This is a genomic window from Calothrix sp. FACHB-168 (assembly GCF_963889195.1).
Lineage (GTDB): Bacteria > Cyanobacteriota > Cyanobacteriia > Cyanobacteriales > Nostocaceae > Aulosira > Aulosira anomala_A.
The window spans coordinates 130172-154756 of the sequence record NZ_CAWPNJ010000017.1; the positions used below are offsets into that span (position 1 = coordinate 130172).

General features: G+C 41.2%; 22 protein-coding genes and 2 pseudogenes. 11 read left to right on the forward strand and 13 right to left on the reverse strand.

Annotated features, from left to right (window positions below; genetic code table 11):
• Positions 1 to 191 precede the first annotated feature (191 nt).
• Positions 192 to 872: a PAS domain-containing protein gene (locus AACW45_RS09940; RefSeq protein WP_096646305.1), complete on the reverse strand. Its 681-nt coding sequence runs from the start codon at positions 870 to 872 to the stop codon at positions 192 to 194.
• Positions 853 to 1308: a hypothetical protein gene (locus tag AACW45_RS09945; protein ID WP_190632827.1), complete on the reverse strand. Its 456-nt coding sequence runs from the start codon at positions 1306 to 1308 to the stop codon at positions 853 to 855. Before AACW45_RS09945 ends, AACW45_RS09940 begins: the two co-directional genes overlap by 20 nt.
• A gap of 533 nt (positions 1309 to 1841) precedes the next feature.
• On the opposite strand from AACW45_RS09945, the gene AACW45_RS09950 reads away from it, so the two are divergent.
• From AACW45_RS09950 to AACW45_RS09960, 3 genes are all read left to right on the forward strand, one after another.
• The gene (locus AACW45_RS09950; protein WP_190632828.1) at positions 1842 to 2153 is read left to right on the forward strand and encodes a hypothetical protein; all 312 of its coding nucleotides are present in this window, start codon (positions 1842 to 1844) and stop codon (positions 2151 to 2153) included.
• A gap of 227 nt (positions 2154 to 2380) precedes the next feature.
• Positions 2381 to 2929 carry a GAF domain-containing protein gene (locus AACW45_RS09955; RefSeq protein ID WP_190632829.1) on the forward strand — a complete coding sequence of 183 codons (549 nt, stop codon included), beginning with the start codon at positions 2381 to 2383 and terminating at the stop codon, positions 2927 to 2929.
• A 2-nt stretch (positions 2930 to 2931) separates the two neighbouring features.
• Complete coding sequence (locus tag AACW45_RS09960) at positions 2932 to 3201, forward strand: Precorrin-3B methylase (protein WP_190542543.1); 270 nt, start codon at positions 2932 to 2934, stop codon at positions 3199 to 3201.
• Between the two features lie 4 nt (positions 3202 to 3205).
• On the opposite strand, the gene AACW45_RS09965 is transcribed toward AACW45_RS09960, so the two are convergent.
• From AACW45_RS09965 to AACW45_RS09975, 3 genes are all read right to left on the reverse strand, one after another.
• Positions 3206 to 3808, reverse strand: coding sequence for a class I SAM-dependent methyltransferase (locus AACW45_RS09965; RefSeq protein ID WP_199331107.1), 603 nt, complete (start codon positions 3806 to 3808; stop codon positions 3206 to 3208).
• Positions 3809 to 3951: 143 nt separating this feature from the next.
• Positions 3952 to 4404 (reverse strand): response regulator, encoded by a 453-nt coding sequence (locus AACW45_RS09970; protein ID WP_190542553.1) that lies wholly within the window; start codon positions 4402 to 4404, stop codon positions 3952 to 3954.
• 441 nt (positions 4405 to 4845) lie between these two features.
• On the reverse strand, positions 4846 to 5811 hold the full coding sequence (locus AACW45_RS09975) for a cobalamin-binding protein (protein ID WP_190632830.1): 966 nt from the start codon (positions 5809 to 5811) through the stop codon (positions 4846 to 4848).
• A 235-nt stretch (positions 5812 to 6046) separates the two neighbouring features.
• Between AACW45_RS09975 and AACW45_RS09980 the strand changes: the two genes are divergently transcribed.
• From AACW45_RS09980 to AACW45_RS09990, 4 genes are all read left to right on the forward strand, one after another.
• Positions 6047 to 8062 carry a PAS domain S-box protein gene (locus AACW45_RS09980; protein WP_190632831.1) on the forward strand — a complete coding sequence of 672 codons (2016 nt, stop codon included), beginning with the start codon at positions 6047 to 6049 and terminating at the stop codon, positions 8060 to 8062.
• Positions 8063 to 8488: 426 nt separating this feature from the next.
• Positions 8489 to 8701, forward strand: a complete 213-nt coding sequence (locus AACW45_RS09985; protein ID WP_190632832.1) for a hypothetical protein — start codon at positions 8489 to 8491, stop codon at positions 8699 to 8701.
• A 6-nt stretch (positions 8702 to 8707) separates the two neighbouring features.
• A complete protein-coding gene (locus AACW45_RS38400) occupies positions 8708 to 8881 on the forward strand; it encodes a DUF6888 family protein (protein ID WP_373462020.1) in 174 nt (57 codons plus the stop codon).
• Positions 8878 to 9072, forward strand: coding sequence for a DUF6887 family protein (locus tag AACW45_RS09990; RefSeq protein WP_190632833.1), 195 nt, complete (start codon positions 8878 to 8880; stop codon positions 9070 to 9072). Before AACW45_RS38400 ends, AACW45_RS09990 begins: the two co-directional genes overlap by 4 nt.
• Positions 9073 to 9198: 126 nt before the next feature.
• Here AACW45_RS09990 and pruA read toward each other — a convergent pair whose 3' ends face one another.
• The gene (gene pruA / locus AACW45_RS09995; RefSeq protein ID WP_190632834.1) at positions 9199 to 12174 is read right to left on the reverse strand and encodes an L-glutamate gamma-semialdehyde dehydrogenase; all 2976 of its coding nucleotides are present in this window, start codon (positions 12172 to 12174) and stop codon (positions 9199 to 9201) included.
• A 128-nt stretch (positions 12175 to 12302) separates the two neighbouring features.
• On the opposite strand from pruA, the gene AACW45_RS10000 reads away from it, so the two are divergent.
• Positions 12303 to 13190 (forward strand): class I SAM-dependent methyltransferase, encoded by an 888-nt coding sequence (locus tag AACW45_RS10000; RefSeq protein ID WP_242045498.1) that lies wholly within the window; start codon positions 12303 to 12305, stop codon positions 13188 to 13190.
• Positions 13191 to 14222: 1032 nt separating this feature from the next.
• Positions 14223 to 14891: an HD domain-containing protein gene (locus tag AACW45_RS10005; protein WP_190632835.1), complete on the forward strand. Its 669-nt coding sequence runs from the start codon at positions 14223 to 14225 to the stop codon at positions 14889 to 14891.
• Here AACW45_RS10005 and AACW45_RS10010 read toward each other — a convergent pair whose 3' ends face one another.
• Positions 14892 to 15857, reverse strand: coding sequence for an RluA family pseudouridine synthase (locus AACW45_RS10010; RefSeq protein WP_190632859.1), 966 nt, complete (start codon positions 15855 to 15857; stop codon positions 14892 to 14894).
• 1438 nt (positions 15858 to 17295) lie between these two features.
• Between AACW45_RS10010 and AACW45_RS10015 the strand changes: the two genes are divergently transcribed.
• Complete coding sequence (locus AACW45_RS10015; protein ID WP_190632836.1) at positions 17296 to 18393, forward strand: response regulator; 1098 nt, start codon at positions 17296 to 17298, stop codon at positions 18391 to 18393.
• An 84-nt stretch (positions 18394 to 18477) separates the two neighbouring features.
• Positions 18478 to 18888, forward strand: a complete 411-nt coding sequence (locus tag AACW45_RS10020) for a response regulator (protein ID WP_190632837.1) — start codon at positions 18478 to 18480, stop codon at positions 18886 to 18888.
• Between the two features lie 74 nt (positions 18889 to 18962).
• Here the strand turns inward: AACW45_RS10020 and cobA are convergent, their stop codons facing one another.
• The 6 genes and pseudogenes from cobA to AACW45_RS10050 all read right to left on the reverse strand — a co-directional run bounded on the left by cobA (position 18963) and on the right by AACW45_RS10050 (position 24538).
• Positions 18963 to 19742, reverse strand: a complete 780-nt coding sequence (gene cobA, locus AACW45_RS10025) for a uroporphyrinogen-III C-methyltransferase (RefSeq protein ID WP_190632838.1) — start codon at positions 19740 to 19742, stop codon at positions 18963 to 18965.
• On the reverse strand, positions 19739 to 20449 hold the full coding sequence (locus AACW45_RS10030) for a sirohydrochlorin chelatase (protein ID WP_190632839.1): 711 nt from the start codon (positions 20447 to 20449) through the stop codon (positions 19739 to 19741). Before AACW45_RS10030 ends, cobA begins: the two co-directional genes overlap by 4 nt.
• A gap of 53 nt (positions 20450 to 20502) precedes the next feature.
• The gene (locus AACW45_RS10035; RefSeq protein ID WP_190632840.1) at positions 20503 to 21729 is read right to left on the reverse strand and encodes an RNA-guided endonuclease InsQ/TnpB family protein; all 1227 of its coding nucleotides are present in this window, start codon (positions 21727 to 21729) and stop codon (positions 20503 to 20505) included.
• Positions 21730 to 22307: 578 nt separating this feature from the next.
• Positions 22308 to 22940 (reverse strand): annotated as a pseudogene (locus AACW45_RS10040) (GUN4 domain-containing protein).
• A gap of 431 nt (positions 22941 to 23371) precedes the next feature.
• A pseudogene (locus tag AACW45_RS10045) lies at positions 23372 to 24103 on the reverse strand (protein kinase domain-containing protein); the annotation flags it as partial.
• Between the two features lie 54 nt (positions 24104 to 24157).
• On the reverse strand, positions 24158 to 24538 hold the full coding sequence (locus AACW45_RS10050; RefSeq protein ID WP_190632842.1) for a DUF4359 domain-containing protein: 381 nt from the start codon (positions 24536 to 24538) through the stop codon (positions 24158 to 24160).
• Positions 24539 to 24585: the final 47 nt, after the last annotated feature.

A 24585-nucleotide genomic window follows, 5' to 3' on the forward strand; every position in this document is an offset into this window, starting at 1 on the left:
GTAAGACTTACGCACCAAATACAAAAACCCTCACAAGGGTGGTCAAAAGTCAAAAGTCAATGGTCAAAATTCCGGTTTTTGGACTATGGACTATTGACCATTGACAAAAAGCATAAAAACTATCTGACACTGTGTAAGTCCTAAAGAGTTAAAAAATAATCCCCTCCATTTTTACAGGAGGGGATATGAATTTAAGCGGGTTCAAATACCCCTGAAGGAATCGGTACTAGTTGCGGCGTTGATAAACAGATTCCCTGTCTGTACCAAATCCCCTCAACTTCAAAAGCTTCAAACTGTGTGGTTAAAATTGCCCAAGCTTTTTCATTGAGTCCAGCAGAATAAGTCCAAGTGAATCCCCTATCGTTGTGCAATCTTTGTTCTAGTTCGGCTAAATCTTGCGGTAACCAAAACTGTGTCATAACTCTGTGTGTCGCAATTTCTGGTGGTGTTTCTAGCATCTCAACCATTGGCTGATTCACAATGATTTGTTTGCGAGTATCTTGTCTCACTATACTTACAGGGCGATCGTTTTCTGCAGCCGCAACCATGCGGTATAACAACTCTGACGGGACATGTAGCTGGCTGCAAAATACCGCACCCTGATATTGCAAAATCCGCTCGGCTGTCTGTGAGGTTGTAGGCGCTGCTTTGGTAGCCATCCACCCAAAAAATTCAATCGGTTGCTTACAGCCTCGCCATTTAATCCGCACTTTACCATTAATTTTGTATGCAGTTTCGCTGAGTGCTTCTCCGTAGCTTTGCGCCAAGTAAGTGGCATCCCGCTTGGTTGGGGCTAAAATTGAAACCCCTTCATAAGACATTTTATAGTTCCACCCCGGTAAGTTGAGGATTTTAAGAATACTCGCACTCATCTTGTTTGACACCTTGAGAATCTTTAAATACTTTTACACCCTGTGTATCTTGATATACGGAAATTTTAAAAGTTTCTTCCCAGATTTTTTTTCTTTCTTCTTCTGGGATAGCTAAAGCGGATGTAATAATCGCAAAATCTCCTGGTGTTGGTAGTACTTCGCCTTTGGCTAAGGCGGGTAAGTTTTTCACCCCACAACGCTTGAGTTTTGCCATGTTGATTCTGACGACATCAGCAATGGTTTTTGGCGCTGCTTTTTGCATGTTGAGCGCATATACATCTGTTTTTTTAGCTATCCACTCTTGAGCCATCTCTTCTAAAGCGTCGCTTTGAGAAATGCCTAAGCGGGCACAAATACTTTTAAACTCTAGGGCTAATTCCAGGGGGATATAGCCGCTAATTTGTTTGTAATCTTCAGAGCGCCTTCTGTCAGTCATAAGTCAAAATTGTGAATATTGTCCTTGTCTCTATTTTCTCTCATGAATTCCAAAAAGCAAGACATTCGTATCTGTCACATTTAAATGACAGCTTGACAAAAAAAAATGACAAGCTTAATATGATGACTAGGAGCAGTAAACAGCTGAAGATCAAAGAAACGGTAGACCACCCAGAAGCTAGCTGCTTTTTTTGCTAGTTAGCTTCTCACCTTTATTTAGGAATCCAAAGGGTTTTTTAGACCCTTAAGTTCAGTATATATGCTCGTATTCATTCCGCAAGCAGAGATCGTCAGATCTTTAAATTTGCCTAGTTTAATTTACAGTTACATTACGGTATTAATGGTCTGTCTCCTGAATTTTGCTAGTTTGTCAGCACTGCAAACCTCATGAAACAAACTACCAAAGTCTATCGCACAAAGAATTTCGCGCCGTTTAAAGTAAGTCAAATTATTCGCACTCAACCACAGTAGACACCGTAATAGCGGCTTATTTGGGGTTGGAACCTATTCATAACATCGACTCGGCTAGAAAATATGACACAATTAACTTTCGATCAATTCGTTCATCCTTTATCTGAGTTTCCCAGCATTGTCCATTTGGAAGATAGCGATGAGCCGATGTTAGATATGTATACTATGGCAGGTGTGTTACTGTATGCGGCTTGTGCCAATGGTAATTTAAAGGCGCAAGAAAATATTTTAGAAACATTAGCAGCCCATAGAGAATTAGATGGGAATGTTTTATTTGAGCGGTGTAGAATGGGCGATCGCGCGGCAATTTTACAAACCACAAGTTTGATAGTTGCTGGCTTAGAAAACAGTATGGAGACAGTGGAAGTATTCTAGATTGTAGGACTTACGCACCGAACACAAAAACCCTCACAAGGGTGGTCAAAAGTCAAAAGTCAATGGTCAAAATTCACGTTTTTGGATTATGGACTATTGACCATTGACAAAAAGCATGAAAAATATCTGACACTGCGTAAGTCCTAGATTGGTGATTTGTATCGGTAGGGTGATGTTTTCCCTAGCCCAGACTAGAGAAAATATGATAAAAACTTACCGATCTATTGATGAATAGCTTAGTTCTGCCAAAAAATATTCAATCTGTGCTAGAGAGAAACAGCGATCCTGACGTTATTTTTAGGGAAATTTTACCCCTAATTGGCGAAGCGTTACAGTGCGATCGCTGTTTTCTATATTTACGTAATCCAGACAAAAAGCTGGCGCAAGTCGCTTATTATTGGCGACGCCATCCAGATATACCAGAGGCGACAACTTTCGACTGGGGATTAGAATCAGAGTCTTTACCCCAAGAAGATCCTTTATTTGCGGCGGCACTCCGCGCCGATCCTTCAGTTTATGTTGAAGATATAGAAATTGCTAGTCCAGAAGTTGTCAATAAAGACTTTGAGCATCAGCACATGGGACATAGAGCCTTAATTCATGCTCATTTGCGATATAATCAGCAATTATGGGGAATTTTGCAACCTGCTGTTTATGGGAAACCGCGAATTTGGTCACAAAGCGATCGCGCTTTGGTGACAGAATTAGAAAATAAACTTACACCCATAGCGATCGCTTATGTCAAAGCGGTAACTGAATCTGAATTTGGTAATTAAGTATGGCAAAGCCAGATACTCCACTCACAGGAGAAGCGTTAATTAAAGAAGTTTGTCGTCGCATTCGCGTGGCTCGCAGCTATTGGGACGCTCATAACAATGCAGCTTGTCGAGGTGAACGCGATCGCGCATTGACTCTTTACAATACATTAACCAAAGAGCAAAAACAGCAGATACCGCAAGTTTTACGGGTGTGGCTGCGTTATCGCAGTGAAAAATATTTTGGCGCACATCGAACGCAGCCTAAGTCAGCACGAAATCGAAATATATAAAATTTCACTGCTTTTCTAGGATGCAGAAAAGTGCTTTGGGAAGGGGATCTAGTGTCCCATGATAGACCGTTTGTTTAGCCGAATGCAGAGCAAATTGCTGTTTGAATATCTGCTGAATTTCCTCTAGAGTAAAGCGATAAGGGCCTTGTTCTCTTGTCTCTTCTTGAGAAAAGCATTTCAGTAACAGATAGCGCTTTGGCTTTAATAAGTTTGCGACTGTTTGCACGTAAGTATCATAGCTGTGGGGTGGTAGAACATGGAAGCAGCCTCTATCTAAAATCAAGTCAAAAGATTGTTGTAGATGACTGTTAAGAATATCATCTTGCTCAAACGAAATTTGTAATCCCTTCTGATTTGCTTTGACTGCTGCTTGACGAATAGCAGCCTCTGATAAATCTGTCCCCATCACCTGAAAGCCGCGTTCAGCTAGCGCGATCGCTTGGGTTCCCGGCCCGGTTCCTAAATCTAGGACTGAACCATTGCTCAGTTCCAGCTTGAGCAGGGCTTCCTCAACATCTGGATCTAAGCTAGAGTTGAACCAGGGCATGTTTTCAACGGCTTGTTCTTGATAGAGCGCTTCCCAATTCGGAAATTCTCGTTGAGTCATTATTAGTTCCCTTTTTTTATTTCGCTTCTCTACGAGACGCTACGCGAACGTGTGTCAGTTGTCATTTTACAAATCTTTGCTACTAACCACTGACTACTGACTACTGACAAAACTCCATTTATGGGTGGAGTTTTTGATATATTTTAAATAGTCGCTTTAGTTGGTGGGGGAATCCAGTAAACGCTGAGTGCATGAATAATGCTGACTAACATCTCAACTTCTGCTGGCTTAACTAAGCAAAAATTTACGCCTAACTCGTAAGCTGATTCAATATCTTCATCCAAAGCCGAGCCAGTTAACATTACTATCGGCATTTGCTCAAATTCTGCTTGTTTTTTTACCCAGTTCACAAGATATAATCCTGATTTTCCCGGTAGGCGTAAATCTGTTAACAGCAGACTTGGCAAAGGATGAGCTAATCTGTCTTGATAAGGAGGTTGTCCTGATAGATAACGTATAGCTTCTTCTGATGTTGTGAAGACTCGTAAATTAGGCAATTTACCTAATTTTGAGCGTTGCAAGGCACGCCTCACCAATAAAATGTAAGCAGCATCATCTTCAATATATAAGACAGTTCTGGCATCCAAATCTGCCATTGTTCTCACCTTAACTTCAGGCTCAATTGAAAAATAGGGGCTATTGCAAGTGATACCTTGGGTATGGCATCAAGTAAAAATAAGTAGTGCGAGCATCTTGCTCGCGCGGGCAAGACTTCGGCGTGAGCGCTCAGTCGAACGCTGCCCGCACTACAAAAATTACAGCTATTTTCAGGTAAATAGACCACACTGTAGGGGCACGGCATCCACAATCTTCTCATATATACAATAATTTTACTGGTGCCGTGCCCCTACGACAGATGTGGTTCAAATAGGTGAAAACTGCTGTAAATTGTTCAACTTATTTTTACACGACTCCTAAGCTTGGCTAACGCAGATCAACAAGACAATCTAGATCGGCAAGTTCCGGAATGTGGATGGAACCGCGATCGCTTTTATCTTGTTGTGGTTAGAGTTGAAAAATACGCCCTAGCCCCTAGCCTAAGCGCCCCTTACCGCCATCGCCGCCACCTCATCAGCCGCTAAAACTTCCCAAGCTGTACCTTTGTAACCATAAGCAAAAATTTCTGGATGTAACATTTCTGCCAAAATTTCTAGGGAATCTACCAACCTGGGGCCGGGACGGTTAAAGTAAGCATTGCCATCAGTAATGTAGACTCTACCAGTTTGCACAGCATGAAGTCCCTGCCATTCTGGAAGTTTGGTTAATAACCGCGCTTCTTGGCGAGTGCGCTGTAAATCCCAACCACAAGGCATAAAAATAATTACATCGGGATTGCTGGCTACAAGTGTTTCCCAAGTTATGGTAGCTGATGGCTGACCGGAAGAACTAAATAAGCTTTGTCCGCCTACCAAATTGACTAATTCCGGAATCCAATTAGCACCTACCATCAAAGGATCTATCCATTCAATGCAAGCGACAGTGGGTAGTTCTGTTAAAGACAATCCTTGGATTCTTTGCTGACAAATCTTCACCCGTGCTTCCAGGTCTTCTAGCAATTTTACTGAGTCTACTTCAAAAATATTACCAACCCGCTCAATATCTTGCCAAACATCTGCCAGTAAATTTGGCTGCAAAGAAATGATTTGTGGTGAGGTGTCAATCAGATTGGCAACTGCTTTTTCTACTTCTTGCAGACTCACAGCACAGACATCACACTGGTCTTGAGTCACAATATGGGTGGGCTTGACTTGCTGGAGAATCTCAGTATTAATTTCGTAGATACTCACAGCCGATTGCAATAAATTATTCACCTGTTGATCAATTTCCTGACTGGAAGCATTGCTATTTAACCGTGCTTTGGTACAAATCGGGCGATTTTGGATTTCTGGGGGATAGTCACATTCATGCGATCGCCCGACAATAGCATCAGTCAAACCCAGTGCCGCTAAAATCTCTGTTCCACTGGGAATGAGAGAGACAATTCTTATACTGCTATCTTTCATCGCTCCACCTCTGCAACAGCTGCTCTAATCTAATTGTCGCAAAATATATGAGGTCGCGTATCTCTATCTAAAGAAATAGACCAGTGTTTTTCATTAACATTTAGTAATAAACTGAGATGGTTACCGATCTAAAGGTAAAATTTCTATACCTCAAAGGCTTGAATTTCTGCCTAAAGGATGATAAAGATTTAAAAACCATCTCTGATGCGCGCTTGCTAACTCAAAATGGCGTTTTATGTCTGAAGCAACGTTTGAAGGCATAATAATACAAGATCGGGGAATAATTTTCAATGCTAATTATGTCCTGGTAGAAATGACTGATTATGAACTTGCAGAAGCGATCGGTAAAAACGGCCGGGAACTGATTGCGCTAGAATCACAAGAGTTAATGACAAAAAATATACTTTCTGGTTCGGAAATCCCTTGTGAAGTCATTGTAGTCAGAAAGGATGGCTCTACTTTTTCAGCAGAATTTCAAGGCAAAGTGATTTCTCACTCAGGTCAAAAAATGCAGGTAGTTGCGGCTAGAGATATTACAGAATCTAAAAATTCCCAAGAAGTGTTGCAAATCCGAGAAAATGCGCGCCGAAAACAAAGCCAAACCCTAGTGCAACTAGCAAGAAGTAAGACATTTCAACAAGGTAATCTCAAAGCCGCCTTCCAAGAGATTACAGAAGCTGCTGCACGTACCATCTCAGTAGAGCGAGTAGGGGTGTGGTTATATAATCAAGACCACTCTACTTTGGAATGCGTAGATTTGTATGATGTCAGAAGTAAAGAACACCGCAATGGTTTATCACTCCTCAAAGCTAATTACCCTAATTATTTCCAAGCTTTAGAAGCAGAGCGTAGCCTTGCGGTTGATGATGCCATCAACGATAGTAGAACTGAAGAATTATCTCAATCTTATCTTTTTGAATTAGGAATTGCATCTCTATTGAATGCTCCAATTTGGTTGGGAGGTAGATTAGTCGGCGTAGTCTCCCACGAACATTGCGGTGAAGTTCGTCAATGGACATTAGAAGAAGAGAACTTTGCCGGTTCTATTGCAGATTTTGTCACTCTCGCCATAGAAGCCAGCGAACGCAACGCCGCAGAAGCCGCACTACGTCAAAGTGAAGCAAAATTCCGAGCAATTTTTGAATGTTCTTCTATCGGGATTGGACTGATAGATATGCAAGCGCAAATAGTCGATGTCAATCCCGCGCTATGTCAAATGCTGGGTTATAGCCGTGAAGAATTATGTGGTAAACAATTCACAAATTATGTCTCTCCGCAAACTGGCGATTTAGAACTGTTAGAACAACTAATTTCGGGAATTAGTGCAGATCCACAACAGCTAATTGAAAGACATCGCCTGGAAATGGAAAGGCTGTTTTTACATAAACAGGGAGGATTAGTTTGGACTCATTTATCAGTTTCTGTTATTCCCGATAGTTATGGTAAACCGGAATATTTCTTAACTATTATTGAAGACATTACCGAACGCAAGCAAACAGAATTAAAATTGCGTGCATCCCAAGCTGCGGCTGAAGCTGGGAGTCGTGCTAAAAGCGAATTTTTAGCTACCATGAGTCACGAATTACGCACGCCTCTGAATGCAATTATGGGTTTATCTCAATTGCTGCAACAGGAAATGGTAGGGCCTCTGAATGACAAGCAAAAAGAGTACATTAGTTGTGTGTATAGTAGTGGCGAACATTTATTAGCACTGATCAACGATATTCTTGATTTGTCGAAGGTAGAAGCAGGTAAAGAAGAACTTTTTTTATTACCTTTACGAGTGATAGATATATGTAATTCTGTAATTTCTACAGTTGGCGATCAAGCTTTAGATAAAGGATTACAAATCACCAGCCATATAGCACCCCAAGCTGATATTTGTGTTGCTGATGAACGGCGGATTAAACAAATGCTGTTAAATTTACTTACTAATGCGATTAAATTTACTTCTAAGGGAGAAGTTGCTTTAGAAGTGAAAAAAGTTAGCAATGGAATTACATTTACAGTTGCAGATACTGGTATTGGGATTGATGCTAATCAATTTCATTTTCTGTTTGAGCCTTTTAAACAACTTGATAGTCGGTTAAATCGTCAATATGAAGGTACTGGTTTAGGTTTAGCTTTAACGCGCAAATTAGCAAGGTTACATGGTGGTGATGTAACAGTAGAATCGACTTTAGGTAAAGGTAGTAGATTTACTCTGTTTTTACCGGATCGAGCATATTCGATGGATGAGGATAGTAGATGATTCGGCTTGCTATTTTATGGAAAAGCTAGCTATAGCAATCATAAATGATTTATGAGAAAACACGTAAATATTTAAGCGTGATTTATAAAACTTGTTTTTAGTCTATATATTATGCAAAGTATATAATTTTAACCTCAAACTTCAATTAATACGAGTATTTGAAAAGACATTAGCATGTTCAGTGTTTTCTCACGTATGATTCCGGATTGCTATATCAAATTCAGTCTTTCAAGATAGCTCGAATCGCTAGCAATTACAATGCTGTTGCTATAAACATAACTTATATGTTATGGAGTTACTGACTAAGCAATAATATAGCAACAGCTATGCTATTGCTGTGTTTATGAGTTACAATCGGTTAGCAGAAGTCAAGCAAATGTATGATTATACAAAGAAGTTGTAAAAATGGTAGCCCTATTCAAGTTTATGAGTCGAAAAAGAAAACCAGTAGGTTATCGGCTTGATGAAGTCGTTATAGATGCCCTTAAAACACTGGCTAGAAATGAGAATACTAGTGTTAACAGATATATAGAAACTCACTTTTTTAAATTAGCAAAAGAAAAAGGTTTAATATCTAATGATACTGAATTGTTAGGTGAAACCCGTGGAGGAGATACCAGTAATAAAGAGGAAAATTAAAAATCAGTGCCTACGACAGAACAATTAAAAACCTTTTTTCGTATATGTGTACGGGCAAGTAATTTATTAAGGTCAATTGAGTTAACAAGATACGATACACGCTCACAGCGAATCGTTGTTTTAATAGGTGAAGAAATTCAAGTAGAAATTTTGACTAATGGCGAGGAAATAATTCAATGAGTGATATTAACTATCAACAATTAACAGAAGTTGAACTAAGAAATTATGTTAAACAACATCCGGAAGATGAAGACGCTTTTCAGCACTACCTTGCTATTATGCGAGCAAAACCGGGTAGGGTTGTAGTTAGCACAGAAGAACAAGCTGTAATTGAATTTCAAAAGAGAATACAAGCTAAATCAACACAATAATCATAAGTGCTATGTTTGAAAAGTCGGGTATGTTGTAAAAAAGCTCTCTCAGTATAGGCTGTGAATAGATAATAAACAGCACCGAGAGAGCGATATAACTAAAGCTTAGTAGGGGAATGGCTCAATTTAATCTGCGCCTTCGATGGGTGCGAAACCTTGGCGTTGAATGTTTTCTGTGATGGTGCGGGGTTCTAGGAATTGTAGCAGGTAGTCGGGGCCGCCTGCTTTAGAACCAACGCCAGAAAGATTGAAGCCACCAAAGGGTTGACGAGCAACGATCGCACCTGTGATGGTACGGTTAATGTATAAATTCCCGACTTCAAATTCTTGCTGTGCTTGCTGGATGTGGGATGGGGTACGCGAATACAGTCCCCCAGTTAAAGCATAGTTAGTACCGTTAGCTACGGCTAATGCTTCCTCAAAGTTTTTGACGCGAATTACAGCGAGTACAGGGCCGAATATTTCCTGTTGAGCAATTATCCCATTGGGAGGGACTTCGCTAAAGATAACGGGGCCGATAAAATATCCTTGTTCTGGTGCTGGTAACTCTAAAGCTAATTTTGCTTCTGATTTACCTTTTTCAATATACTCGCGAATGCGATCGCGGGCGTTGGCATCAATTACCGGGCCGACTTGGGTACCTGGTAACTCGGTTTCGCCAATATTTAGCGATTTTGTGGCTTCTACTAACCTTTCCACAAAGCTATCGTAAATTGATTCTAGGACAATTACTCTAGAACAAGCAGAACATTTTTGTCCGCTATAACCAAAGGCTGATTGCACTACCCCGACAACAGCTTGGTCTAAATCAGCACTTTCATCAACAATGATGGCATTCTTCCCACCCATCTCGGCAATTACCCGTTTCATGTGCTTTTGACCGGGTTTAAGGATAGATGCTTCTGCGTATATTCTACAGCCTACTTCTTGAGAGCCAGTAAAAGCAATGACATGGGTATCGGGATGATTTACCAAATATGCACCAACTTGGGAACCTTTACCGGGTACATATTGATAAACACCTTGGGGAATCCCCGCTTCTACTAAAATTTCTGTGAGTTTGGCGGTAATTACTGAAGATGTTTCCGCAGGTTTGAGGAGAGTACAATTACCAGCAACTAAGGCTGCTACAGTCATACCACAGGCGATCGCTAAAGGGAAGTTCCAAGGCGAAATTACTACCGCAATTCCCCGTGGTTGGTAAAGATAACGGTTGGTTTCTCCCGAAACATCATAATTTACCCCTTTATCCAACCGTTCCATTTCATCGGCGTAGTACTTACAAAAGTCTATCGCCTCGGAAACTTCTGCATCTGCTTCCTTTACCGGCTTGCCAACTTCCAACACAATCCAAGCCGAAAGTTCAGCGCGTCGTTGTTCCATTAAATCACCAGCTTTGCGTAAAATATCCGCGCGTTGCTTCGCTGGTGTTTTCCGCCAAGCAGGAAAAGCCGCCTTCGCTGCTTTCATCGCCTGTTCAGCTTGTTCAATACTGATGAGTCCAACCTTACCAATTACCTGACTAAAATTAGAAGGATTGAGAGAATCAATAAATATCGAAGTGTTAGTATACTCACCATTAATCAACGGTAAATATGTCTTACCTAACTGCTGGTGAACCGCAGCAAAAGCCGCAGAGGATTTCTTTCTCTCTTCCTCTTCTGCATAATCAGTATCCGCCGCACCCACAAATCCTGAACTATATTCTTTAGGGTTTTGCGGAGATAATTTAGCTGCTGGCGGTGCTATTAATTCCTCAACAGGTCTATTCTCCAAATTTTGCCGTAAAAACGAACTATTCGCCGTATTTTCCAACAACCGCCGAATTAAATAAGCCATCCCCGGTAATAAATCACCGTAGGGACAATAAACGCGAACTCGGTAACCCTTATCCACCAAAGCCTTCGCCAGTTTATCGCCCATACCGTAGAGAACTTGCATTTCAAAACAACGGCGGGGAACTTTTAAACTTTCGGCTATGGCAATTGCTCTAGCTTGCGATCGCACATTATGACTACCAATGGCAGCATACACATATTGATGATTCTCTAGCAATAGCTGAGTTATTGCCTCAAAATTAGCATCGCTAGCAGCTTTGTCATTATATACAGGCTGAGGCCAATGTTTTTGCGCAGCTTTAATAGTTTCCTGATCCCAATATGCGCCTTTAACTAAACGAATAGTTAACGGATAACCGCGCTGTTTCAACCAAGCAATAACATCTCTCGCATCTTGCTCGCTATCGCGTAAATATGCTTGGATGGTAATGCCAATATCTGTTCTTTGTCTAAACTCTTCCTCCATTAATAAATTTTTCAGGATGTGAAGAGTTATATCTTTATAAGCATACTGTTCCATATCAAAATGGACAGCCGCGCCTAATTCTTTAGCATGACGTAAAAGAGTCCGAATGCGATCGCTAACTCTCGCCTCGCTACCAAGAGCATCTAAAGGATCGAATTGGGAATAAAACGCCGTTAACTTTACAGAAACCTGGACTTTTGCTAGCTGTTCCCCATCCGCTTCATCAATTGCGGGAATTGTTTTCCAATTTTGCGCAGCAGCTACCAATTGGGTAATTAATTCTGAATAGCGTTCTAAGTAAGATTTAGCTTCTGTTTCCGTAATTACCGCTTCACCAAGTAAATCAATGGTGAAAGCCATTTTATCTTTACGTAACCGTTCAACGGTTTTGATAACTTGTGTAATATTTTCCCCAGCAATATATTTATGGGCGAGAGTTTCTACTGCTGTTGCAACTGTTGTAGCTGCGACTTGTCCCGGCATAGAATCAGGGTTAGCAAAATTCAGCATTCCCTTTAAAGCTGCGGGTAATTCTACAGATTCATCCCCTAAATATTCTTGTAAATGGGCAGCAATTTCCGGTTTGCTGCGTAAAGCCGGTAATGTATCGATAAAGCGAAACAATTGCACCCGTAAACCTGGATTGCTCATCGCCCAGCCTAGTAATTTATCATCCCAGCGCATTTGATCGCGCAAGGAAGCAAAAAACGAGCGATTTTCTTGGGTAACTTCAAGAAGTTGTTTAGCAATTTCTTGGGTTTTAGCTTCGTAAGTGCTGGTTTGTACTTGTAATACCACGGATAGTAAACTCCTAATTCCAGGTAAAGCTTGTTATTCCAAGCCTCTGTATTCTATTTTGACTCTTAGATTTTGTACTCACCATATTTCCAGAGTGTAAAGTTCACTTCCACAATCGCCAAACAGATATGCTACCCAATCGTGGTAGAAATTGGGGAGAGTTAGAGAAAAATTACATGATTAACAATCAGCAGGTGGATCTACCTTATTTTGACCAGTTATTGGCAGACATCGGTAAAGGAAATACAGAAGTTATCAAAGCTTTTGGTTTACATGTACACTGGGGTTATTGGGCGAATCCTGCATTAGCAGATGGTTCCATTGATGACTTTGCTACCGCCGCAGAAAATTTAACCAGAAGAGTCTGCGATGCTGGCGGTGCTGCGCATGGACAAAGTATTTTAGATTGTGGTTGTGGCTTTGGGGGGACTATTGCCAGTTTAAGCGATCGCTTCCATCATTTAGAGTTAACTGGTGTAAATATTGACAATCGCCAACTCGAAAGAGCGAGAGATCAAGTTAAACCTCGCAACCACAACCAGATAAAATTTGTCCAAGGAGATGCTTGTCAGCTAAGTTTTGCCGATAATTCCTTTGATTTAGTCTTAGCTGTGGAATGTATCTTCCATTTTCCCAGCCGGGAGCGTTTTTTCCAGGAAGCGTGGCGAGTTCTCAAACCAGGCGGAAAACTCGCTATATGTGACTTTGTCCCCCAAGACTTTGTCAGTCCCCTGATGAAGATTGGCGGAAAAGTACTGCGCCCAGTAATTGGTAATACCTACGGACAAGTTGATAGTACTTTTACCCTTTCTGATTACCGTCAACTAGCTAAAAATACAGGCTTTAAATCACTCATTGAAGAAGACATTACTACCAATACTATACCTACTTATCCACTGCTAAGACGACTGCAAACGGAAACAGGAAATCCAGAATCAGCAAATTCTACTTTTGTGACTGAAATCATTAGTCGTTTAGGAATACTGCGTTATTTGATTCTGTCTTTTCAAAAGTAAAAAATACTAAGAGAAAATAATTCATAATGAGGACTTTAGTCCTCATATTTAAAAAATTTAACTTTGACAGATAGCAGTGGTATTTACTTTATGAAAATCAATATCTTTAGTTCCTGACTTATCCCGAAATACCGCCGTCACCCTATAAGGGTGCGGCTAATTGAACAAAAAATGTTAAAGCAGGCTCTAAAATTCAGCCCATGAACATGGGCTTCGTAACCTTAGCCCCAGGCTTTGAGCCTGCGGGCGTTCTTTGGTGTCAGCGCGAGAACTAGATTTCCCACTGATCCCGAAATCCCGCCGTCACCCTATAAGGGTGCGGCTAATTGAACAAAGCCTGTATTTACAGGCTCTAAAATTCAGCCCATGAACATGGGCTTCGTAACCTTAGCCCCAGGCTTTGAGCCTGCGGGCGTTCTTTCGTGTCAACGCGAGAACTAGATTTCCCACTGATCCCGAAAAACCGCCGTCACCCTATAAGGGTGCGGCTAATTGAACAAAAAATGTTAAAGCAGGCTCTAAAATTCAGCCCATGAATATGGGCTTCGTACCGTTAGCCCCAGGCTTTGAGCCTGCGGGCGTTCTTTCGTGTCAGCGCGAGAACTAGATTTCCCAATTATCCCGAAAAACCGCCGTCACCCTATAAGGGTGCGGCTAATTGAACAAAGCCTGTCAAGCAGGCTCTAAAATTCAGCCCATGAATATGGGCTTCGTACCGTTAGCCCCAGGCTTTGAGCCTGCGGGCGTTCTTTCGTGTCAGCGCGAGAAATTTTTTAATTCGCTACCATTATCAATTGAAAAATACTAATTTAAAAGCAGAATGCGTAGATTGCATTGCCATGCCCTCTAAAATACATTGATGTGTCGCCAATATGATATGAATTGGTATAAATATGTGGGGAAGAATTTAAGGCTTTCCTAGAAATAAATTATCAAATTTTGTAAGGTTGACATCCAACCTTTGTCTATGGGCGGGCGAGACGCCCACCCCACAAGAAAAGTTGTATATTTTCCCGATGGTTATGAGAAGCTATGCACCAAGAAAATTTACACGATATTTTATCGTCTCGCTGGCAAGAAACAATTAAACATTTACCATTTAATCAAATAGCTGCTAATCAAATATTTAATGACATAATCACAGCCTATTCTACTCCTGACCGTTACTACCATACATGCAAACATCTTCTACACATTCTCATTACTATTGATAATTTAAAAACCTATGTTAAAGACAGACAATCTGTAGAGTTTGCTGCTTGGTTTCACGATATAATTTATGACACTCAGGCTAAAGATAATGAAGAAAAAAGCGCAGAATACGCTGGTGAATTATTGCCTATTTTGGGAATAACAAATAATAATATTGACCAAATAAAACATCTCATTCTCAATACCAAACACCATCAAGCGGCGACAGATGATGTTGATAGCCAAGTCTTACTCGATGCAGATTTAGCAATATTAGCTGCTGACCCAATACAATATCAGGAATACGCCACAGCCATCCGCCAAGAATATGCATGGGTTCCCGAAGCTGAGTATATTGTAGGTCGCCAGCAAGTATTAGAGCGCTTTTTACAACGCGATCGCATTTATTTTACCCCCTTGATGTACACAACAGCCGAACAACCCGCCCGCAGGAATCTTCAGGGAGAGGTTGAGTATCTGCAAGGGAAAGGGGATAAGGCGGAAAAATAACTATTCCCAATGCCCAATGCCCAATGCCCCATGCCCAATATCAGAACGCCGGCGCAAAACTTCCAGCAGCTTTAAAAATGTTGGCGGTGGGGGTGCTGTAACTTCAATGAGGTTTCCTGAGAGGGGATGTTGTAACTTGAGTTTCCACGCATGTAAGGCTTGTCCTGGTAAATTTACACCCACGGAACGACCAGAACCATAAACAGAATCGCCTACTATGGGGTGTCCTATCTTGGCGCTGTGGACGCGGATTTGATGGGTGCGTCCGGTTTCGAGTTGGAAGTGAATTAAGGTATAGTTTCCCAGCCTTTCTTGAATTTGCCAATGGGTGACAGCATTACGTCCCCCTTCTTCAATGGGAACTACAGCCATTTTTTTGCGGTCTTGGCGGTTACGACCGACGGGTAAATCTATTGTACCACTTTCGGTTTTTGGCGCACCGTAAACTACGCCTAAATATTCCCGTCTAGCTGTTTTGGCTTGAAGTTGGGCTTGCAAATGTTGATAGGCGATATCTGTTTTGGCGATCGCGATCGCGCCTGTTGTATCCTTGTCTAAACGATGGACAATTCCCGGACGCTGTACGCCCCCAATTCCAGGGAGGTTGGGACAATGGGCTAATAAAGCATTCACTAAGGTACCATCAGGATGACCGGGCGCAGGATGAACAACTAAACCTGCGGGTTTGTTGAGAATGATAATTTGGTCATCTTCATAGAGAATATCTAAAGCAATAGCTTCTGCTTGCAGTTCTAGCGGTTGGGCTTCGGGAATTTCTAAATAAATGCGATCGCCTACTTTTACATTGATTTTTTTGGACGTACAAACTGTACCATTAAGTTGGACGTTACCTTGCTCAATTAACTGTTGAATCCGGGAACGTGATAAATCAGGTAATTCTTGCGAAAGGTAGCGATCGAGGCGTTCGCTGTTGGCTTGAACTTGTAAATTAAATTCGCTCACAATCTATCTAAATTAATTCCCCTGTCTTGAACTGTTGTTAGTCAAGTTTTAGCTATTTAATTTTAACAAACCACAGCTTTTTTGCAGCCCTTAATTATAGCTAATAAATTATATTTAACCATGAGGTGCTTCACCCCTCATTTAGATATTAGTAATTTATCTATAATTTCTAGGTCTAAATTTTATTGCCCTGCTCCTGTCATTTTTTCATTCATGCTGAAGCCTTAGAATCTATGTAGTGGCTTGGTAAGGCTAAAATGTTGCAAAAAAATGTAGGTTGGGTTGACGTAAGGAAACCCAACATATGCATCTATGTTGAGTTTCTGAAATTCATGTTGGGTTTCGCAAAGCCTCAACCCAACCTACATCTGACAATTGACAACTAACAACTGACAACTGACAACTGACAAATATCAAAAATGATAAATTACTGCACATTTTTGCTGAGTCCGATAGCAATGATTAAATAAATTTTTTTTCATATTTCCGAGATTGACTTATCATAAATTTCATATATTTTCTTTCCCACTGCCTAAGTTTTGCAGTAACCTAGTTTTTATTGAGCAAATTAATTAATATCTACCATTTAGCTGAAAAATTCTATATTTCAGCTACTTACTATGTAAATATCCTTTAATCTCTAAAATTAGCCTATGGATCGATGAAACTAAAAAACGTTGCTTGTAGGCGCTACTGAAATTAATTTCTTGTTGACAGTTGACGGTTGACGGTTGACTGTAAACGACATCAATGTAAAGTTTAAATTCGTGGTAATTTATTGTAAAAGTAATAATTTTATCCCAGAATACAGAGAAAATCTCCACAATCTCCCCCTGGGATCGAATCATTACGACTTACGAAAATGGCTCTGTAAATCAAGGCGAAGGTTGTCAAAAGTCCACAGAGAACTAGGGAATATCGACAGCCTCAACTATAAATTCCCAGACACTTACGTAAGCCGGATCAGCAATTGGTTCTTCACTTAGTTACAATAAATACGGTGAGTTTAAAAGGAGTTAGAGCCAAGGCTAAATTAGCTGTAATCTCAAAGTGTCAAAACCTCCAGCAGTAGCGCTGTCATCGGTTTGAGACTGAAGGTGGTACTTTAGTTGTCAAGGCTAGGGTAACCGCGATATGAGCGAGATTAGCCAAAGATACAGAATGTAAAGCTGATTTTTGGAATACTATTTCCTAGCAAGAAGTATAGCCATTTTGCTACTGAGCGATCGCATGGCTGTTTTACTTCAGCACGAGTGCAGCCTAATGCACTATAGTGTGACAGGGAGTGGGGAGTTGGAGATTGGGCAAATTGCCTACACTCATGCAATAGTCAAGCGCTATGTTTAACTGAAGGCGCTTGTGACTTTATCCCTGGAATGCTGAGAAAGGGTTTCCACAAAATTCAACTGCAAATATTGCTTTTATATTAGAGCCGTTCCCAATGAAGACACTTCCTATTAGTAGATATCGGTTTTTTCAAAAGATTCAGCCCCTATCGCTTTTAAAGAAAATAACTAATAAGTCTGTTAGCGGATGCTTACAAGTATTTACTCAATCAGGTTCTTGGTCAATATATATAGATGAAGGTAAACTCATATATGCTTCCTATTCCGAAAAGATGTTTGAGCCGCTTTATCGGAATTTGCAGCGTTTAAGTAAACAAATTCCCACGATTCCCCCCAAAATTAACGAGCAGTTACGCGCCATATTTGAAACGGGAATTGAAAACCAAGCCATACCCAATCCTGATTATTTAGCTATTTGTTGGTTAGTCAATCAAAAATATATTACTCCTACCCATGCGGGAATTTTGATTGAACAATTAGCCAGAGAATTTTTAGAAGCATTTTTACAACTAGAAGAAGGTAGTTACGAATTTATTCCCGAAAGTTTTTTAGACGATTTACCCAAATTCTGCCATTTAAATGTGCGCTTACTAGTAGAACATAGTCAAACATATCGGGGAGATTCTGTTGGGCGTGTCACATCATCACCTCATCACTCAAAACCAGGGGCATTTACTAGCCCAAAACCATCCCAACCTGGAGTAAAAGTACCATCATCACTCAACTACCCGACGACTCAGTTAGCAGAAAGACCGCACTATATGCCCAATTATACCCACAATCGCGGTCATAGTTTGGAACAAGTTTCTCCTCCAATTAACGACACAAAAACATACACGATTTTTTGCATTGATGATAGCCCCAGTGTTTTGAATATCATCAAAAACTTTTTGGACGAGCAAATGTTTTCTGTGGTTGGTGTCACCGATTCCTTAAAAGCTTTAATGGAAATTCTCCGCACCAAACCAGACTTAATTTTATTAGACATTACCATGCCTAATTTAGATGGGTATGAGTTATGTTCGCTATTGCGAAAACATTCACAATTCAAAAACATACCTATAATCATGGTGACGGGAAAAACCGGGTTAATTGATAGAGCCAAAGCCAAAATGGTGAAAGCCTCAGGTTATTTAACCAAACCTTTTACCCAAGGCGATTTACTCAAAACCATTTTTCACCACATGGTATAAGCAAGTGGTGTAAGCAAGTGGTGTAATTTCTAAATCAGCAGTATAACGATACCAAGCCAATACATTTTTGTAGGGGGTTGAGGTTTGAGTATTACTTGGGCTGGGAAAATTTTGATTATCAAAGATTCTCTGCGAGAATGGCAAGTAATTAGTCATTATCTCGAAGATGGGGGATACAACATTGTTAAAGCTTCTCATGCTCAAGAGGCTTTAGAAATAGCGTTAGAAGAAAAACCAGATGCGATCGTTACCGACGTAGTTAGTCCAGCAAAAAGCGGTTTTGAATTATGCCGCTTTTTGAAAATCCATTTAACTCATCAAAAAGTGCCAATAGTTGTCTGTAGCAATAAAAATCAGGCAATTGATAACTTATGGGCGAGGAAACAAGGTGCCGATGTTTATTTAACTAAGCCTTTCACTCCTGAAGATTTACTGAGGGCAATTCAATCAGCAACCAGGTGGAATTATATTGTACCACGAATAGTAACAATTTAACAATAGGGAATGGGGCATTGGGCATTGGGTAGAGACGCGATTAATCGCGTCTCTACAATAGTCTTCCTCTGCCCTCACGTTGGACGACAGCCAGATAAAATACTGTGCATGTTCACGACTGCGCCAATAACAGCGATCGCGGGGGCTTCAAATCCGGTGTTTTCGACTTGCTCGACTATGGTGCCGATTTTGCCAATTAATTCTTCTTGATCTGGGCGCGTACCCCAACGGACTAAACCAATAGGGGTATCTAAACTTAAGCCTGCGGCGGTCAATTGCTCGACAATATAAGGTAAATTGTGAATCCCCATGTAAATCACAATGGTTTCGGAACCTTGAGCGATCGCACTCCAATTAATGCTCGGTCTATACTTACCTGCTGACTCGTGGCCAGTCACAAAAGTTACAGATGAACTATATAATCTATGGGTTAAGGGTATCCCTGCATAGGCTGGGGCGGCAATACCCGATGTAATTCCCGGCACAACTTCTACAGGAATTCCCGCTTCTACCAATTCTGCCATTTCCTCGCCACCGCGACCAAAAATAAACGGATCGCCACCTTTTAGCCGTACAACTATGGCGTGTTCCTGGGCTTTCTCAATTAGCAGCTTGGTTGTATCTTCTTGTAAAAGCGAATGTCTTCCCATCCGCTTACCCGCATTGATTTGTTCTGCTTGGGAATTAATCATCGCCAGAATTGCGGGACTCACCAATGCATCATAAATTACCACATCGGCGCATTCCAGCAGACCTTTACCTTTGAGTGTCATTAATCCTGGATCTCCAGGCCCCGCACCTAACAAATATACTTTTCCCAAAAACTTATTCTCCTGCGTATCTGTAGAGTTCATGTATTAATTAAATCCCAGATTAACTGGGCTAATTCTTGTGTATTGGCACCCAAGGGCGGTGCTAAATAAAAATTTACAAGGGGAAATTGTAATTTTAACTGGTCTATGGATTGGGCGATCGCATCGGTGATGCTACCAGGGAATAAAAAGTATGGCAAAATTGCAATTTCTCTTTTACCAACAGCAATCAAATCTTTGACTTTTGCTTCTAAACTCGGATCTATAGACCAATAAGCGACAAATGCACCCAAATTTTCTGCTATTGCTTCTACTTGCGCTTGCGAGCTAGGGCGACGGCTACCATGTGCTAAAATAATCCATGAAGCTGTATTTTTTTGCGAAATTTGTTTGGCGAGTAAGCTTTTTAAATTGGGATGAGTGCCTATATATGGTTGTAAGTCCACAATCATATTTTCACCAAGGGCTTGTTGCGCTAAAGCTATTTCATCGGGAATATCTTTCATAGCATGTACTCCCGGCGCTAGAAATAAGGGTATCACCTCGAGGCGATCGCACCCAGCAGTTAAAGCAGTGACAGCAAATTTTTTAATCTGCTGATGCAAAGGTTCCGGCTGCAATTCTAAACAAGCACTATCAAAGATACCTTCTTTTGCTTGCTCCCGGATCAACCCCAACAACTGCTGGACAGCAATTTCCGGACGGGGATCGCGACTTCCGTGAGATACCAGCAGATATGCACAAGACATGGGCAAGGGTTGAGGGTTTAACAGTTATCTTTAATATGTTACTTAATAGTGAACTACCCACACTGACCTGACGGTACAGTGTGGGCTTCTGTACTCACGGGGGAGTGCCGCAGATGAGACTTTCGCCCCATCTTTGGTCTTACCTCCCCTCCTACAGCAGAGACGGCTGAACCTTCCGCCTTTAGCATTCTGACACCCTCTGCTCTAATGTTTATCGCAGCGTTTCCATCGCGGTCATGATGTGCGCCACAGTGAGGACAAGTCCATTCCCTCACATCCAGTGACATCTCGCTAACCTGATAGAAACAATTAGAGCAGAGCTTGGAACTTGGGAACCATCTGTCAATTTCTACCAACTTCGCACCTTTGCGTTCTAGTTTGTAGGCTAAGAAGTTGGTAAACGTTCCCCATCCAGCATCAGATATTGCTTTTGCTAACTTGTGATTAAGAACCATGCCCTTGACATGAAGATTCTCTACTATGACAGCTTGGCTATCGCTGACCAACTTGTAACTAAGTTTATGTAAAAAATCTTGCCTTGAGTTACTAACCCGTTCGTACACTTTAGCGACAACTTTACGATATCTATTCCTTGAATTACTCCCCTTTTGTTTACGCGCTAATTTTTTCTGCTTACGCTTCAAATTACGCTCATGCTTGGCAATATGTCTTGGGTTGTCGTATTTAGAAATCTTTTCGCCATCAGTGACAACAGCAAAATGCTTCAAACCTAAATCAACACCATAAATCTTGCCTTCTGCAACCGTTGGAGCATCTCCCTCCAATTCAGTCAGGATAGATGCAAAATACTTTCCTGACGGGGACTTGCTGACGGTTAAGGTTTTAATTTTCCCCTCAATTGGTCTGTGGATTTTGGCTCTAACTATCCCGATGTTACCGGGAAGTTTGACATTACCATCCACAATTTTGACGTTTTGTGGGTATTGAATCGACTGCTTGCCGTGCTTAGATTTGAATCTAGGAAACCCCGCACGCTTATCAAAAAAGTTCTTATACGCAGTGGTCAGGTTGAGAGTTGTAGCCTGCAAAACTTGACTATAACAATCAGCCAGCCAGTTGGTATCCTCTGCTTTTTTAAGCTTGGGTAAAAGCGCATTGAGTGCCGACTGTCCCAGTCCCTTACCCGTCTGTTTGTAAGTCTCAATTGATTTATTTAGAGCGTAATTCCACCACCAGCGAGAACATCCAAATGCCTGCGCCAATAGTGTTTCTTGCTCTTTTGATGGGTATAAACGAACTTGAACAGCTTTATGTAGCACTCAATATCACCTCCTTGATTTTTATATTTTACTACTATATACACTTACTAGTAAAGCAAAACCGAAAAATATTTGGCTACTCCTCATGCATCTTCTCTCTTACCAAAGAGCGGTTGATGATGATCAAAGATGCAATTGTCGCAGCCCGCCTTATATCCCGCCATTGATTCTGAGTACAGAATTCAGTGGGGGACGAGGGCGCGATTCAGTTAAGTAGGCGATCGCATTTTCAACCAATCCGCCCTCCAATTACACCATCCCCGTAGGGGCGGGATTTCCCCCATAGGTGTTAACTTAAGTTCAAAATAGCCTTTTTCTTAGCTTTGTTGCCCGCCTTTCGACTTCGCTCAAGGCTAATAGTCCAAGTCTACTGAAGTAGACTCAAGATTTTGAGGATATTTAGGAATCTGACGATGACTTTGGCTATTAGCAAGGAACTTCAGTTCCTTGCGGTAACTGAGTTTCGCCTTAAGTTAACACAGGTGGGTTTCCCTAATCCACCTTGCAATTACACCATCCCCGTAGGGGCGGGGTTTCCCCGCCCTTTGCGACTCAATCTATTACTAAGTTTCATTTAATTAACAGTTCGCCAATTTTGCATTTAACGCATTCAAATGTCGCCATATTTGAGTCCCCGCAGCCCAAATATGAGAGGGTAAATGTCCTGGCGGTGCTGACAAGCGAAACGATAATTGCTGCACAGAAGAAGGAGAAAGGGCTAAACTCCAGCCAATTGTCGCGCAAAACTTAGCATAATCGCCGTCTACGCTGTCGTAAATTTGCTTCTGGACGCTAAAACCAAACCTTCCCTTACTATATTTTTTCCACAATTAGTCAATTATTTGTAAATCTTCACAAGGTAAATTTTCAATATCGCCAGTAAATAGATAGCTATGTATCGGCTTTTTAATAGCTTGACACATCAGCGCCCAAGTTTGTTTATCTGCTGCTTGCCATTGTCGTAAAGCTAGCAAATCTCTCAGGTGATGATAATCAACGCCAGCTTGAGATTTTAAATTATCACCTGACTTTGGCTTCCCACCTTGGGAAGACTCAAGTTTAATGGCGCAGTTGAGTGCGACTAAAGCTTCCGCCGCCGATTTGTAGCGTTGAGGAAGGGAATTTTGCAGAAGTTTATCGAGAATTGCGGCGAGGCGTAGATGCGAAGCATCTTGTCGCCAGACATCGCTTACCGCATCTTTATTTAAAATTTGACACTCTCCTGCCTAAAGGCGAGGAGATTCTTGATTCAACGAGTCCACTTAGATTAGACCCCTTGCGGTATCTAAGCTAGAGGTGGTTCTCTCCTCAAGCGTTAACTTTCCGAGTGCCCCTCGGTAGTTGGATTACTCCAAAGAATTTGTTTGAGTTAATTCTGTGTCGTCTAGCCCCCATGAAGATTTTACCTATTCCTGGGCAGGAACTAGAACTATGGAATAGAACTCCATGTCTTCAATTGTCAAGGTACAGATTGCCGTTAGGCAGTTAGGTTTTTATACAGGTTGATTACCATTCCTGTTTGTACTATTTTACCAAAACGTGGCTGAGGCGTAAACACCTCTAACCGTTTTCATCCCTTGCCTGAAGTATGGAATACGTCGCTGTGCGACTGTTCCTCAAGGGTTTTCAACGAGTGTTTTTATAAATCAAAGGGAGAAATCCCCGTTAACAAATAAATACAACTTACCCCTAAACCGTAAATATCGCTAGCTGGAAGCGCTTTCCCCCGCATTTGCTCCGGAGCCATATATCCGGGACTTCCCACCGTTGTCCCCGTATACAGCAAAGCGGTAGCTGTAATTTGTTTCGCCACGCCAAAATCAATCAACACCAAATCCTTCCCAGTTCCCGCAACAGCAGTTCGGCGCATGATATTTGCTGGCTTAATATCCCGGTGGATGACTTGGCGCACATGAATAAATTGCAGCACTGGTAACAACTGTTGCAGAATTTCCCAAATTTGCGCTTCGCTAAAAAGTCCTTGGGTTTCTAATTCCTGTGCTAAAGTCTGTCCCGGAATCCATTCTTCCACCAAATATAAATCGGTGTCTAATTCAAAGTATTCTAGCAGTTGGGGAATTTGGGGATGCTGCAACTCTCTCAAGCGGACTGCTTCTTGACGAAATAATTCCACCGCCTTCTCAAAGCTTTTCCCCGTAGCACTTTCACAGCAAAATTGTTTAATTACACAACGGGATTTACTAGGATCTTGCTCATCCACAGCTAAAAAAGTTACGCCAAAACCACCGCGTCCAATTAGATGTAGTAAATGATAGCGGTCTTTGAGCAGCAGTTGTCTACCACACCTAATACAAAATTTGGCTGTGTCAACATTGTGCGGATATAGACAGTCAATATTAGGACAGAGTTTCATTACAAGGTAGAGTTTCCTTGGGTCTACTTAAAAGTATTCCCAACTCATTACCGATCATCGCTGTTGTGCTGAGTAGGTATAAAAGTTATTAAAAGCTCCCACAGTCTCAAACTTATAAGAAGGTATCAGAGAACTCACTTTTAAGTCTGTTTGATAAATACTAAACAGTAGATAATCTTGTCTTTGCGTCGTAGCGGCAATAATATCTCGCATTTGTGGTTGGATCGAATCTACAGTTTTTTCGCAATTAAACTTGACTAAAGTTTCCAAAAAGTTCTGAGTTTTCTGGCAAACATCGGTTTTGAGATATAAGCTCAAGCGTTGTACAGCATAGTCTTGATATGCAGCCCCAGAGGGATTGGTCTTAGCCATAATCAAGCCCATAACAGCTAGACCTGCTACTCCTAGATATGCAATAATATTTAATGGTTTCATGTTTTTCAGCTATGATTTGTTTTGGTCATCAGACTACAAATTAACTG